The following is a 13,845-nucleotide window of genomic DNA, read 5'->3' as shown; positions in this document are numbered from 1 at the left end:
TCATGTTTTGTGGACTAAGCAGCGTTCACAATCGATGTCTGCACCCTGGTAAGCGTCGCGATCCGGTACATTGACGGGCGCGACTACGGCTCGCATCGGCAACAGTGCCGTTTCAGCCCGTTAGCGCGCGGACCGTGAGCCCGCTATTCCGCTGCCGCACCCGGCGCAGCGGCCCACCGCTCAACGCGCCAGCCATAAAGGACCGACATGACGCAATACGACCTCGCGCACCGCCTCGTCGAAGCACGCCGGCAGCATCGCCCGATCGATGCGCCGCCACCCGACAGCCTGCCGCCTGACGCAGCCACCGCCTACGCAATCCAGCAGGCTGTCATCACGGGCCTCGGCGATTCGACGGGCGCGTGGAAGATCGGCGCCAGAGCGCCGGGCGGGGCCGCCGCGGGCGCGCCGATCCCGGCTTCGCTGGTGCTGCCGTCGCCCGCGCGGGTGGCCCATGACGGTTTTTTCCGGGTGTTGGTGGAACTGGAAATTGCCTTTCGCTTCGCCGAGGCCATCGAGCCGCGGGGCCGGGCTTATGCGCGCGACGAGGTGCTCGCGAAGCTCGGCGTCGTGCTGCCGACCATCGAGATTGTGGACAGCCGCTTTTCCGAGTGGCCCAATGTCGCGCCGCTTGCACAGTTGGCGGATGCGCAGAACAACGGCGCGTTGATTACCGGTCATCCGGTTGCCTATGCGGGCCTCGCGCGGGGCTTCGACTTCGTGTCGCCCGAACTGGAATTGACGTTCGACGGCGACTCGCTGGTGCCGGACGCCACCGGCAATCCGGCTGGCGATCCGCGCGAACTGCTGGTGTGGTTCGTCAACCATTGCGCCGCTATGGGCATTACGATCGAGCCCGAATGGACGATCACCACCGGTTCGTATGTAGGTGCGCACAATGTGGGCAAACCGGGCATTGTGCGCGGCCACATCGACGGTCTCGGCGAAGTGGAGATTGAACTGACCTGAGCGTGGCACGGTGTATTTGTAACCGGCGGCTTGTGATACCCATTACAAAGACGAAGCATCAAAACAACGGCTGCCCGCGGGCGGCCGTTTTACATTTACAGCATCCGCATCGAACGTTTTGCCGTATACACCTATGAAGCAAGCCATCGCATGGCCGTGATCCAGTTATACACACGGCTAACCATGTCGCCAACGCGGTTAATACGAGGGCCAGGTAAAAGCGGCAAGCGCACGAAGACTGCCGCACGCCATGCGCGATTGCGTGGAACGAAACCTTCAGTGCGTTGACGAACCGTTACACGATGCGCCGATGAACGGCGCTGCTGGTCGGCATCGCGAACGAACATGTAACACAGTGCTCTTCGCTGTAGACCGAATCGCGATGCGATGCGTTATGAAAAAAAGTACCGGGCACTGGAAATGGCATGACGTCCGCGTTAGAGACGACAAAGTGTGCGCATGCAGACAGGCTGTCCGGCGCAGCAGTGGGATTGTTCGATGAACAGGACGATTCGTGCCATGGCACACCGCCAGCGGTGTTGATCAGCACGGCGAGCAGAGGTGTTGGAGAGGCAGTAATGCGGTCCGGCAGTCGTTGTGCGTGAGTGCGGGATGAGTGCGAGATGAGCGGAAGATTGTAGGTGACCGAATCTGTGTTTCCAAGTGAGGATTGCAGGAGGGGCAACACGGCACGATTTTCATCACGTAGTCCGTGAAAAAAAATTTAAAAGGGTTTAGGATGAATTCGAGCGATGTCGTTTCCGAATAGCGCGCCGCGCACGACATCGGTCTAGACTTTGGCGAGGAGGTAGCATGGATATCTACAGCAGTTTCGCGACCCGCTTCGAGAAAACGCGAGAAGATGAACTCTCGCTCGAGGAGTATCTCGCGCTCTGCAAAGACAATCCCGCCGCGTACGCTACAGCCGGCGAACGCATGTTGACGGCAATCGGTGAACCAGAACAGATCGACACTCGCAACGATCCGCGCCTGTCGCGTATCTTTGCGAACAAGGTCATCAAGGTATACCCCGCATTCCGTGAGTTCTACGGAATGGAAGAAGTGATCGAGCAGGTGGTCGCCTACTTCCGGCACTCGGCCCAGGGGCTTGAGGAAAAGAAGCAGATTCTGTATCTGTTGGGACCGGTCGGCGGCGGTAAATCGTCGATCGCGGAGCGTCTGAAGCAACTCATGGAACGGGTGCCGTTCTATGCGATCAAGGGTTCGCCCGTCAACGAGTCGCCACTGGGTCTGTTCGATTACGACGAGGACGGTCCGATCCTCGAAGAGCAATACGGGATTCCACGCCGCTACCTGAAAAATATTCTGAGTCCGTGGGCGGTCAAGCGCCTCCACGAATACAACGGCGACATCCGCAAGTTTCGCGTGGTGCGCCGCTACCCGTCGATCCTTCGTCAGATCGGTATCGCCAAGACCGAGCCGGGTGACGAAAACAATCAGGATATTTCGTCGCTGGTCGGTAAGGTCGACATCCGCAAGCTCGAGCAGTACGCCCAGGACGATGCGGACGCATACAGCTACTCCGGTGGCCTGTGCCTCGCGAATCAGGGCTTGCTCGAGTTCGTCGAAATGTTCAAGGCGCCGATCAAGGTCTTGCACCCGTTGCTCACCGCGACTCAGGAAGGCAACTTCAAAGGCACCGAAGGTTTCGGCGCGATCCCGTTCGACGGCGTGATTCTCGCCCACTCGAACGAGTCGGAATGGAAGGCCTTCCGCAATAATCGCAACAACGAGGCACTGCTCGACCGCATCTTCGTCGTGAAGGTGCCGTATTGCCTGCGCTATGGCGAAGAGATCAAGATCTACGAGAAGCTGCTGCGTAATTCGTCGCTCGCCAACGCGGTATGCGCGCCGGGTACGCTGAAGATGATGGCGCAGATGTCGGTGCTCACGCGCTTGCAGGAGCCGGAAAACTCCAGCCTGTTCTCGAAGATGCAGGTGTACGACGGCGAAAACCTCAAGGACACCGATCCGAAGGCCAAGTCGTATCAGGAGTATCGCGATTTCGCGGGCGTGGATGAAGGGATGACCGGCGTGTCGACCCGCTTCGCGTTCAAGATCCTGTCGCGTGTATTCAACTTCGATTCGACCGAAGTCGCCGCGAACCCGGTCCACCTGATGTATGTGCTCGAACAGCAGATCGAGCGCGAGCAGTTCCCGCCGGAAACCGAACAGAAGTACCTGTCGTTCATCAAGGACGTGCTCGCCTCGCGCTATGCCGAGTTCATCGGCAAGGAGATTCAGACCGCGTATCTGGAGTCGTATTCCGAGTATGGCCAGAATATTTTCGATCGCTATGTGACGTATGCGGACTTCTGGATTCAGGACCAGGAATTCCGCGACCACGACACCGGCGAGAGTTTCGACCGCGCGGCGCTGAACGCCGAACTGGAAAAGATCGAGAAACCTGCGGGCATCAGCAACCCGAAGGACTTCCGCAACGAGATCGTCAACTTCGTGCTGCGTGCGCGGGCTGCGAATGCGGGGAAGAATCCCGCATGGATCAGCTACGAGAAGCTGCGCGTCGTGATCGAAAAGAAGATGTTCTCGAATACGGAGGAACTGTTGCCGGTGATCTCGTTCAACGCCAAGGGCTCGGCGGAAGAGCAACGCAAGCACGAAGACTTCGTCAACCGGATGGTGACGAAGGGCTATACGCCAAAGCAGGTGCGCTTGCTGTGTGACTGGTATCTGCGCGTGCGCAAGTCGTCATGATACGCATTGCGTGCCGCCCGCGCGGTCCGGCCGCGCGGGCACCTTGCGAAGCGCAAGTTGCATGGACATAGCGTTGCGTTTGCGGACATGCCTATGCAGTTTGCGTCTCGCGCACTCGAATTAGTGCAGTTGCATGGGACACGGGAGACCGGGCGTGCTTCATCAAATCATCGACCGCAGGTTAGCTGGTAAGAACAAGAGTATTGCGAATCGCGAGCGTTTTTTGCGTCGCGTCAAGAACTACATTCGTCGCGCCGTTTCGGAAGCGGTACGCGATCGCAGCATCAAGGATATCCAGAACACCCAGAGCATCACGATTCCGCGCAAGGACATTGCCGAGCCGTCGTTCCGGCACGGCCCCGGCGGTAAGCGGGAAATGGTGCATCCGGGCAACTCGGACTACATCCGCGGCGACAAGATTCAGCGCCCGCAAGGGGGCGGCGGCGGAGGCGGGGGCAACCAGGCGAGCAACGAAGGCGAGGGTCAGGACGACTTTGTGTTCGAACTCAGCCGTGAAGAATTCATGCAGTACTTCTTCGACGACCTCGAACTCCCGCGTCTCGTCAAAACCCATCTGATGGCCGTGCCTACGTGGAAGAGCATCCGCGCCGGCTGGGCGGCCGAAGGCACCCCGAACAATATCGACGTGGTCCGCTCGCTCAGAAGCGCGCTTGGCCGCCGTATTGCGCTCGGCGCGCCGCTCGTCAATCAGTTGCACGAGATGGAACGGCAACTGGAAGAGATCAAGGCCGATCCGGCCGACCGTCGCGAGGAAATCAAGCTGCTCGAAGAGGAGATTCACCATTTGCGCGGGCGCATCTGGCGCATTCCGTTTATCGACCCGTTCGATCTGCGCTACGTGAACCGGGTGAAGCAGCCCACGCCGTCGAGCCAGGCGGTCATGTTCTGTCTGATGGATGTGTCCGGTTCGATGGACGAGCAGCGCAAGGATCTCGCCAAGCGCTTTTTCATCCTGCTGTACCTGTTCCTCAAGCGTAACTACGAAAAGATCGAGGTGGTGTTTATCCGTCACCATACGCGCGCCGAGGAAGTCGACGAAGATACGTTCTTTCATTCGACGGAAAGCGGCGGCACGGTGGTGTCGAGCGCGCTGGAGCTGATGCGTAAGGTGATGGAAGAGCGCTACTCGCCGACTGAATGGAACATTTATGGCGCTCAGGCGTCTGACGGCGACAATTGGACCGACGATTCGCCCAAGTGCCGCAAGATACTTTCGGATGACATCCTGGAGAAGGTGCGCTATTTTGCGTATATCCAGGTTACGCCGGAAGAGCAGAACCTGTGGCTCGAGTATGCACAGCTGGCGCTGAGCCAGCCGCATATGGCGATGAAGAAGGTCGAGACCGCGGCGGATATCTATCCGGTGTTCCGGGAACTGTTTGAAAAGCAGGTGGCGTCTTCATGACAAAACACCTGCACAACGAAGCGCGCGGCTACCAGCCGGAGCGCGGGAAAGGCGTGCCGCAGCAGGGTCAAGCCGGGCATGCCGAGGCGAAGGCGGACGATACGGGAGCCGCCGCAGCCGGAGCAGTCGACACCGCTGCAGCACGGGGACACACCGGAACGCCCACTGTGGGGCAAAGGGAAGTCCGTATGAACGTAGCAGATAGGCGGCCTTTGCCGTGCCCGTCCGACTGGACCTTCGAATTGATCGAAGAGTACGACACGCATATTGCCCGTGTTGCAGAGCAATATGAACTCGACGTGTATCCGATCCAGCTCGAACTCATCAGCGCCGAACAGATGATGGACGCTTACGCGTCCGTCGGCATGCCGGTGAACTACCGTCACTGGTCGTTCGGCAAACACTTTCTTTCCACCGAGAAGAGCTATCGCCGCGGGCAGATGGGGCTGGCGTACGAAATCGTCATCAATTCAAACCCTTGCATCGCGTATCTGATGGAAGAGAACACGATGACGATGCAGGCGCTCGTCATCGCGCACGCGGCCTATGGCCACAACTCGTTCTTCAAGGGCAATTATCTGTTCCGGCTCTGGACGGATGCGCACGCGATCATCGATTACCTCGTCTACGCGAAGAATTACATCGCGGAGTGCGAGGAGCGCTTCGGGCTCGACCGGGTGGAGGAATTGCTCGACTCGTGCCATGCATTGATGAATTACGGTGTGGACCGTTACAAACGTCCGCAGAAGCTGTCGCTGGAAAAGGAGTTTGCGGCGCGCCGCGAACGCGAGGCTTATTTGCAATCGCAGGTGAATGAGTTGTGGCGCACCTTGCCGAGCCGGCACACGCCGTTGCCCGAGGAAATCGAGGAGCGTTACCCGCCGGAGCCACAAGAAAACCTGTTGTATTTCGCGGAGAAGAATGCGCCGTTGCTGGAGCCGTGGGAGCGGGAAGTGATCCGCATTGTGCGCAAGGTCGGGCAGTATTTCTATCCACAGCGGCAAACCCAGGTCATGAATGAGGGCTGGGCCACGTTCTGGCACTACACCTTGCTCAACACGATGTACAACCAGGGCAAGCTGGAAGACGGCTTCATGATGGAGTTTCTCCATTCGCACAGCAATGTGGTCTACCAGCCGCCGGTCACGAAGCCTTACTACAGCGGCATTAACCCTTACGCGCTGGGTTTTTCGATGATGAGCGATATCCGCCGGATTTGCGAATCGCCGACGGAGGAAGATCGCAAGTGGTTCCCTGAGCTGGCGGGCAGCCCGTGGCTGCCGGCGATGCACTACGCGATGCGCAATTTCAAGGACGAGAGTTTTGTCGCGCAGTATCTGTCGCCGCATCTGATCCGCGAGATGCGTCTATTTTCCGTGCTCGATGACGATATGCGCGATGCGCTGGAAGTGTCCGCGATTCATGATGACAGCGGGTATCAGTATGTGCGGCAGGCGTTGTCGCGGCAGTACGACATGCATCACCGGGAGCCGAACATTCAGGTTTGGGCTGTGAATACGCGTGGGGACCGGAGTCTGACGTTGCGGCATTTCATGAGCGATAACCGGCATCTGTCTAATGATAGCGATGAGGTGCTTAAGCACATGGCGCGGTTGTGGCAGTTTGATGTTTATCTGGAAAGCGTTGATGAGAATGGCACTGTCAGGAAGCGGTATGAATGTAAGTATGTGCCTCCGGCTGTGAGGGTTTGAGGGTTTGGTTTTTTTTGCCTGCCCGGCAGGTGCAGGGCCTTTGCGGCGCTTTTTTGTTGTTGAGTTTGGTGCTTTTGGGGTTTGGTTTGTTTGGGTTGGTCCTTTGGCCTTTCCTTGCTTTGTTAGTGGTGTATTAGCGTTGCCCCTGTGCGGGGCGGCACCTACTTTTCTTTGCCTGCCGCAAAGAAAAGTAGGCAAAAGAAAGCGGCTTTACACCGCCAGCTCATAAGCGGGTCCCCCGCGCAGCCACGGTAGTGGTGCATCTGGAATCTGTGGCCTCGCACATTCCGCTCTAGTGACAAGGCAGTCATACCTCCGGCGGCGCTGCGCGCGCTGATACCCAGTTCATAACACCGCCCGCCAAGTTTTTGCTGCCCCGATTTATCCCGTGTCCGGTTCGCCGTTGCCTCGCTGCTGCAAGCACAAGCACAAGCACAAGCACAAGCACAAGCACAAGCACAAGCACAAGCACAAGCACAAGCACAAGCACAAGCACAAGCACAACCGCGGCCGTGGTCGCGATCGCCAATGCAATGCACAGACATTTCCTCTGAATTCGGGGGGGGCCGACCAGAGCGGGTGCGTCTCGCCGAGGCGAAGCCGAAGGCTCCCGCTGCGCGAAGCAAACCCGACGGTTTCCCTTGCAGACCCGTCCGCGACGCACGCAGTGCGGAGTGGGAGCTGATGAGCGCCTTGTCACTAGCGCGGAGTGTGCGGGGGCACAGATTCCAGATGCACCACTACCCCCTCCAAGCCAGGGGACCCGCTTAAAAATTAGCGGTGTGAGCCGCTTTCTTTTGCCTACTTTTCTTTGCGGCAGGCAAAGAAAAGTAGGTGCCGCCCCGCACAGGGGCAACGCTAATAGACCACTAACAAATCAAGGAAAGGCCAAAAGCCCAGCAAGAGATCGAAAGACCAGAAGACCAACAACAAACCAAAAGCCCCAACCCCGAACCCAGCAAGAAAAGGCCAGCGCCCCGGATCAACAACGAAAAGCGCCGCGAAGGGCCTGCATCTGCCGGGCAGGCAAAAACCTTGCGTTGATCCCTAACAAACCCCCATCTCCTCCTTGCAATTCTGTAAAATTCGCGCACGCGCGCAACGGGCACCCCGCGGGGCACCCCGGAGGCACTCCGAACCCTCCCACCGCGATGCGCGCGCCAGGAAGGCGGCGCCACGACCGCCACCTCCGTTTAAAGACAAGGAAAGACAACAGCATGACCGACCTAACCGACCAAACCGTGGCCACGGTTCACGACGCACGCGACACCCGGCGCCGCATCTTCGCGATCGTTGGCGCTTCATCAGGCAACCTAGTCGAATGGTTCGACTTTTACGTGTATTCGTTCTGCGCGCTCTATTTCGCGCCGGCCTTCTTCCCGAGCGGCAATACCACCACGCAATTGCTTAACACGGCGGGCGTCTTCGCCGCGGGCTTCCTGATGCGCCCGATCGGCGGCTGGTTCTTCGGCCGGCTTGCCGACAAACACGGCCGCAAGACCGCGATGATGGTATCGGTGTTCATGATGTGCGGCGGCTCGCTGGTGATCGCGGTGCTCCCCACGTACGCGCAGATCGGCGCACTGGCGCCGGCGCTGCTGCTGGTCGCACGCCTGTTCCAGGGCCTGTCGGTGGGCGGCGAGTACGGCACCAGCGCGACCTATATGAGTGAAGTCGCGCTGAAGGGCCGCCGCGGCTTCTTCGCGTCGTTCCAGTACGTCACGCTGATCGGCGGTCAGTTGTGCGCGCTGCTCGTGCTGGTGATCCTCCAGCAAACCCTCTCCACCGAAGAACTGAAAGCGTGGGGCTGGCGCGTGCCGTTCGTGATCGGCGCGCTGGCGGCACTCGTCGCGCTGTATCTGCGTAAATCGCTTGAAGAAACGACCACGGCTGAAACGCGTCAACGCAAGGAAGCCGGCACGCTGCGCGGCTTGTGGCAGCACAAGGGCGCGTTTCTGACCGTGCTCGGCTTCACGGCAGGCGGCTCGCTGATTTTCTACACGTTCACCACGTATATGCAGAAGTACCTGGTCAACACAGCCGGTATGCACGCCAAGACGGCAAGCAACGTGATGACCGCGGCGCTGTTCGTCTACATGATCATGCAGCCGGCGTTCGGCGCTTTGTCGGATCGTATCGGACGTCGTCGTTCGATGATTTTCTTCGGCTTTTTCGCGACCATCGGCACCGTGCCGCTGCTGCACGCGTTGAAAGACGTAACGAGCCCGTACGCGGCCTTCGGCCTCGTGGTCGTGGCGCTGGCGATCGTTAGCTTCTATACGTCGATCAGCGGCCTGATCAAGGCCGAAATGTTCCCGCCGGAAGTGCGCGCGCTTGGCGTGGGGCTGTCGTATGCGGTGGCCAATGCGATCTTCGGCGGTTCGGCGGAATACGTCGCGCTGTGGCTGAAGTCCGTGGGCAGCGAGTCGACGTTCTACTGGTATGTCACCGCACTGTGCGCGATCGCCGGCATCGTGTCGCTGCGCATGCGCGATCCTTCGAAAGAAGGGTACTTGCGTCACGAGCCTTGAACGAGGACGACACGCGCAAACAGTGCGCGTAAGTGCTCTTTGAAAACGGCGGCCAGGGGGAACCCGGCCGCCGTTTTTTTATCCCATCGGCAGGCACGGCAAGCGGCGCCCCGGCCCACGTCGATGCCCATGCTCAAGCCACCACGATCTCCGTTCCCAGCGCGTGCAGCAGATCGCGCAGCGTCTCGGCTTGCGCCATCTTCGCATCGCTGCGCAAATGAATCTGCACGGCTCGTCCTGCAATGCCATCGACCGGATGCGCAAGCCATAACTCCACGGCCAAGCCCAATCCTTCCGGCTGATTGACGACGACCGGCTCGATCACACGCGGCTTGAAACAGGCACTGTCGGACATGGCAAATCACCTCGAGGCGGATGACGGTTCAAGACCCATCCTAATCAGCCGCACGCGTGAGACCAAGCGACAAATACGCGTTTGCTAATGAGCGGATGCTTAGCAGAAAACACGCTTATTACAGGAGCATTTCTTGGTTCGGTGCGCGCGGCGGCGCTGCTAAGGTGACGCCCATGCGTGGCCGTCGGTTGCACTTCGCGCTGGCGAGAGCTTCCCAGCGGATTCGCAGCGGATTTGCGACGGATCGTGCCGACCCGCATCTGTTTTCAGAAACATCGCATCTGCGTCGCACACAAACAAAGAGATCCATAAAAATGAAATCGAAATTACTCGCTGCCTGGCTAGTGACCATGACGGGGCTGACGATGACGGTGCCGGGCCTTGCCCACGCCGATCGTCTCGACGACATCAAGAAGGCGGGCGTGCTACGCGTCGCGACCTTCGACAGCAATCCGCCGTTCGGTTACGTCGACGCAAGCAGCAATCACATCGTCGGCCTCGATGTCGACTACGCGAAGGCGCTTGCCGACAAACTCGGCGTGAAGCTCGAACTGCAGCCGACCAATCCGGCTAACCGCATTCCGTTCCTCACGTCGAAGAAAGTGGACCTGGTACTCGCCAACTTCACGATCACCGACGAGCGCGCCAAACAGGTCGACTTCAGCATTCCGTATTTCTCATCAGGCCAGCAGTTTCTGGCGAAGAAGGGCGTGCTGAAATCGCCGGATCAGATCAACAGCCTGCGCGTGGGCGCCGACAAGGGCACCACCAACGAAATCACACTGCGCGAGAAATTCCCGCAAGCCACGATCGTCGCGTACGACGACACGCCGTTCGCATTCGCGGCTTTGCGCGCGGGCAATGTACAGGCGATCACGCAGGACGGTCCGAAGCTGGTCGGTCTGCTCGCCAACGTACCGGACAAGCAGAACTACGAGATTCCGGCGTTCACGATTTCGAACGACTACATGGGCGTGGGCATTCCCAAGGGCGAGACGCGTCTGGTCGGTTTCGTGAACGACACGCTGAAGGGACTGGAAGCCGACGGCTCGGCCGCGAAGATCTACAACCGCTGGTTCGGTCCGCAAACGAAGACGCCGCTTGCGCGCATCTTCAAGATCGGCGACAAGACCTGAGTTCCATGCTGCTTTAGTACTCAGGAATGAACGGGCACGCTCGCAGCGTGCCCGTCGGCGTTTTCGCAAGAGCGGATTCAAAGAAGCAGGTTTAACGATGCAAGCGTGGCTCGCTCCAAAGTATCTGACGTGGCTGTGGCAAGGCTTCGGCGTCACCGTCGGTCTCGCGTTGACGGTGGCGCTCGCGGCCACCGTGGCCGGCCTCGTGCTGGCCATCGCGCGTCATGCCCGCTACGGCTGGCTGCGTCGTGCAACGGCCGCGTATGTGCTGGTGTTTCGCAATACACCGTTGCTGGTGCAACTGTTCTTCTGGTACTTCGGCGCGGCCACGCTGATGCCGGACGCACTGATGCAGTGGCTGAACACACCGCATGGCGTGCAGCTCGGCGCGTATGCGCTGCGTTGGCCGTCGTTCGAATTTGTCGCCGGGTGGGTCGGACTCACGTGCTATACGGCGGCTTTCATCGCCGAGGAATTCCAGGCGGGTTTGCGCGGCGTGCCGGCAGGTCAGCATGCCGCGGCCGCGGCTCTGGGTCTCACGCCGCTGCAGGCGTTCCGCTACGTCGTATTGCCGCAAGCCGTACGCATTTCGCTGCCGCCGCTGTTCGGCCAATACATGAATCTCGTGAAAAATTCATCGCTGACTATGGCAATCGGTCTTGCCGAATTGTCGTACGCGTCGCGTCAGGTCGAGACGGAAACCTTTAAAACTTTCGAGGCATTTGGTGTGGCCACCGTGTTGTATATCGCCGCCGTCGCGTTGATCGAAGCTGTTTCGCACACGCTTGCACATGCGCGCGAGCGCTCATTCGCGAGGCGCTTAGCATGACATGGTCATTGTTCGCCAATAATTTGCCGTATTTGCTGGTCGGTGCATTTCCGCAAGGGCCGCTCGGCGGCGCGGCGCTTACGCTGGTGCTGGCAGTGTGTTCCGCGCTGGCTTCGGCGGTGCTCGGGCTCGCGGGCGGGATTGCGCTGGCGATGGCGGGGCGCATCGCCCGTGTGCCCTTGCTGCTCGTGATCGGTTTCTTTCGCGCGATTCCGGTGCTGATGCTGATCTTCTGGACTTATTTCCTGCTGCCGATGGTTTTTCATGTCGACGTGCCGGGACTTGCGACGGTCGTTTGCGCGCTCTCGCTGATCGGCGGTGCGTACCTTGCGCACTCGGTGCACGCAGGCATTCGCGCTGTCGGCGACGGTCAGTGGCAAGCCGGCCTGTCGCTCGGCCTCACACGGATGCAAGCACTGCGCTACGTGTTGCTGCCTCAGGCGATGCGCATCATGGCGCCTTCGTTCGTCAATCAATGGGTGTCGCTGGTGAAAGACACTTCGCTCGCGTACATCGTCGGCGTCGGCGAGTTGTCGTTCGTCGCGACGCAGGTCAGCAACCGGCTGATGGTGTATCCCGCACAGATATTCCTGTTCGTCGGCTTCATCTATCTGGTGCTGTGCACGGCGCTAGACCGCATCGCGACGTATGCGTTGACGCGGCGCAAGCGCATCGTACAGCCGCTCACGCCGGCCACCACACAGGCATTGTCTGGCGACTAACGGCCGCGCCTGGCTAGAGCGGCATTGGTCAGATCAGTTCGGATCGATCGGTCACGATGTCGGTAACGAGTTCGGTCACAGCGGCCCCCGGCTCGGCAACGACAGCCGATGCTGCTGCGGCTACCCCCGACGCTGCCGCGGCCACGCCTGACGCTGCCGCGGCTACGCTCGTCACCGCTGCGTGCTGCCGCAGGTTCACAGCCGCGCGTGAGAGCATCAGCAGGTGGTAACAGAACCGCATACTCAAACCGTAGTTGTAGGCAAACAGATGCGTGAACAGGATCTTCAAGCCAGGCGCCACCTGCTGGTTCTTCGCGTGAACCGAGACGACAATCGGCGCGAGCCGGCGCAATGCCAGCTTGCGTGACGGTTCCAGTTGCGGCGGCAGCCTCAGCGCCTTGACGAACGCATACGCACTAACGGGCGCGGAGCTTGTCGTGCCGCGCGTGCTATGCGAGATCGAGGTCGCCGTCTTCCGGTAGACCGACACGTATTCGTGCAGATAGAACACCTCGCGCGCGGCGAGACAGAGTTCGGTGCCGAACACGAAATCGCAGCACGTGCCGTACTGATCCGTGTAACCGATCCGCTTGACCAGGTCCGCGTTGGCCATCCAGCCGTTGTTCGGGAACATCTGGATCAAGCCGGTTCTGCCGGGCAAAGGCTGCAGGCCTTCGGCGTCTCTCGTGCGATGAAACGCGATGTTCAGGCGCATGCTCGCGTCGAGGTCGACTATGCCATTGTGATCGGCCTCGTACTGATTGGCGAACGCCACTTCCAGGTGTGGATGAAGTGCCCATAGCGACACGAGTTTTTCGATGCCGTCGGTGGTGAGCAGATCGTCGTCGTGAATCAGCAGAATCTTGTCGCCGCGAGCACGCTCGAACAGGCTTGCGACATTGCGCGCCTGACCGAGCGGCGGCTGATTCATCACATAGCGGATGCGCGGTTCGTTCGGATAGCGTTGCTCGATCAACTGCTGGGTGCGGCCGTCCTTTGAATCGTCGCCGATAACGATCTCCAGATCGCCATAGGTTTGCGCGAGGCACGAATCGATGCACTCCGCGATCAACTCAGGCCGATTGCAGGTCGGCAGGCAAATGGAAACTTTGGGAGCGGACTGGGCTGTGGGGGAGGGGGTGGAGAAGGTGAACACAGGTGTCTCCTTTCTTATCCGTTAAGGGGCGGCAGCCGGTTCGCTTTGCGCACACTTTGCTGCATGCAGCAAAATAGGTGATTACAGGAAAAAAATAATCAGTAATAAATCGGAAAAAATGTCCACGCTGTGAAAGCGGTTCGAAGGGGAAAATCTATGCGTCTTTTGCGGGCAAATCGCAGCAAAGCCGCTTGGGCTGGCGTCTGGCGTCAGCCCTTGACCGAGACCCGCCCCGGCCGATTTTTTTGTGCGGGCAGTTAGGCGGAGACTGAT

10 protein-coding genes are annotated in these 13,845 nt (G+C 59.6%); 8 read left to right on the top strand and 2 right to left on the bottom strand.

Features of this window, described 5'->3' with window-relative positions:
• The first annotated feature begins 207 nt into the window (after window positions 1-207).
• The 5 genes from HWX91_RS29650 to HWX91_RS29630 all read left to right on the top strand — a co-directional run bounded on the left by HWX91_RS29650 (window position 208) and on the right by HWX91_RS29630 (window position 9,374).
• Window positions 208-969, top strand: coding sequence for a hydratase (locus HWX91_RS29650; protein WP_028196709.1), 762 nt, complete (start codon window positions 208-210; stop codon window positions 967-969).
• 813 nt (window positions 970-1,782) lie between these two features.
• A complete protein-coding gene (locus HWX91_RS29645; protein WP_025496687.1) occupies window positions 1,783-3,705 on the top strand; it encodes a PrkA family serine protein kinase in 1,923 nt (640 codons plus the stop codon).
• Between the two features lie 154 nt (window positions 3,706-3,859).
• Window positions 3,860-5,131, top strand: a complete 1,272-nt coding sequence (locus tag HWX91_RS29640) for a YeaH/YhbH family protein (protein ID WP_025496686.1) — start codon at window positions 3,860-3,862, stop codon at window positions 5,129-5,131.
• Window positions 5,128-6,843, top strand: coding sequence for a SpoVR family protein (locus HWX91_RS29635; RefSeq protein WP_028196708.1), 1,716 nt, complete (start codon window positions 5,128-5,130; stop codon window positions 6,841-6,843). The genes HWX91_RS29640 and HWX91_RS29635 overlap by 4 nt, the downstream gene beginning before the upstream one ends.
• Window positions 6,844-8,060: 1,217 nt before the next feature.
• Window positions 8,061-9,374, top strand: coding sequence for an MFS family transporter (locus tag HWX91_RS29630; protein WP_028196707.1), 1,314 nt, complete (start codon window positions 8,061-8,063; stop codon window positions 9,372-9,374).
• 133 nt (window positions 9,375-9,507) lie between these two features.
• Here HWX91_RS29630 and HWX91_RS29625 read toward each other — a convergent pair whose 3' ends face one another.
• Window positions 9,508-9,729: a hypothetical protein gene (locus tag HWX91_RS29625; RefSeq protein WP_025496301.1), complete on the bottom strand. Its 222-nt coding sequence runs from the start codon at window positions 9,727-9,729 to the stop codon at window positions 9,508-9,510.
• Between the two features lie 314 nt (window positions 9,730-10,043).
• Here HWX91_RS29625 and HWX91_RS29620 point away from each other — a divergent pair, with 314 nt between their 5' ends.
• The 3 genes from HWX91_RS29620 (at window position 10,044) to HWX91_RS29610 (ending at window position 12,416) form a co-directional block, all read left to right on the top strand.
• Window positions 10,044-10,865: an ABC transporter substrate-binding protein gene (locus HWX91_RS29620; RefSeq protein ID WP_025496302.1), complete on the top strand. Its 822-nt coding sequence runs from the start codon at window positions 10,044-10,046 to the stop codon at window positions 10,863-10,865.
• A gap of 97 nt (window positions 10,866-10,962) precedes the next feature.
• Window positions 10,963-11,694, top strand: coding sequence for an amino acid ABC transporter permease (locus HWX91_RS29615; RefSeq protein ID WP_028196706.1), 732 nt, complete (start codon window positions 10,963-10,965; stop codon window positions 11,692-11,694).
• Window positions 11,691-12,416 carry an amino acid ABC transporter permease gene (locus HWX91_RS29610; protein ID WP_025496304.1) on the top strand — a complete coding sequence of 242 codons (726 nt, stop codon included), beginning with the start codon at window positions 11,691-11,693 and terminating at the stop codon, window positions 12,414-12,416. Before HWX91_RS29615 ends, HWX91_RS29610 begins: the two co-directional genes overlap by 4 nt.
• A 28-nt stretch (window positions 12,417-12,444) precedes the next feature.
• On the opposite strand, the gene HWX91_RS29605 is transcribed toward HWX91_RS29610, so the two are convergent.
• Entirely contained in the window at window positions 12,445-13,572 is a 1,128-nt protein-coding gene (locus HWX91_RS29605) for a glycosyltransferase family 2 protein (RefSeq protein ID WP_028196705.1), read from the bottom strand.
• Window positions 13,573-13,845 lie beyond the last annotated feature (273 nt).

Source organism: Paraburkholderia fungorum, assembly GCF_902833645.1.
Classification (GTDB): domain Bacteria; phylum Pseudomonadota; class Gammaproteobacteria; order Burkholderiales; family Burkholderiaceae; genus Paraburkholderia; species Paraburkholderia fungorum.
The sequence above is the reverse complement of the archived record's forward strand: the minus strand, read 5'-3'. Positions and strand labels throughout refer to the sequence as shown.

Excerpts from the sequence above, each read along its gene's own strand:
- HWX91_RS29650 (WP_028196709.1), top strand. The coding sequence starts at position 208 with ATGACGCAATACGACCTCGCGCACCGCCTCGTCGAAGCACGCCGGCAG.
- HWX91_RS29645 (WP_025496687.1), top strand. The coding sequence starts at position 1,783 with ATGGATATCTACAGCAGTTTCGCGACCCGCTTCGAGAAAACGCGAGAA.
- HWX91_RS29635 (WP_028196708.1), top strand. The coding sequence starts at position 5,128 with ATGACAAAACACCTGCACAACGAAGCGCGCGGCTACCAGCCGGAGCGC.
- HWX91_RS29630 (WP_028196707.1), top strand. The coding sequence starts at position 8,061 with ATGACCGACCTAACCGACCAAACCGTGGCCACGGTTCACGACGCACGC.
- HWX91_RS29625 (WP_025496301.1), bottom strand. The coding sequence starts at position 9,729 with ATGTCCGACAGTGCCTGTTTCAAGCCGCGTGTGATCGAGCCGGTCGTC.
- HWX91_RS29620 (WP_025496302.1), top strand. The coding sequence starts at position 10,044 with ATGAAATCGAAATTACTCGCTGCCTGGCTAGTGACCATGACGGGGCTG.
- HWX91_RS29615 (WP_028196706.1), top strand. The coding sequence starts at position 10,963 with ATGCAAGCGTGGCTCGCTCCAAAGTATCTGACGTGGCTGTGGCAAGGC.
- HWX91_RS29610 (WP_025496304.1), top strand. The coding sequence starts at position 11,691 with ATGACATGGTCATTGTTCGCCAATAATTTGCCGTATTTGCTGGTCGGT.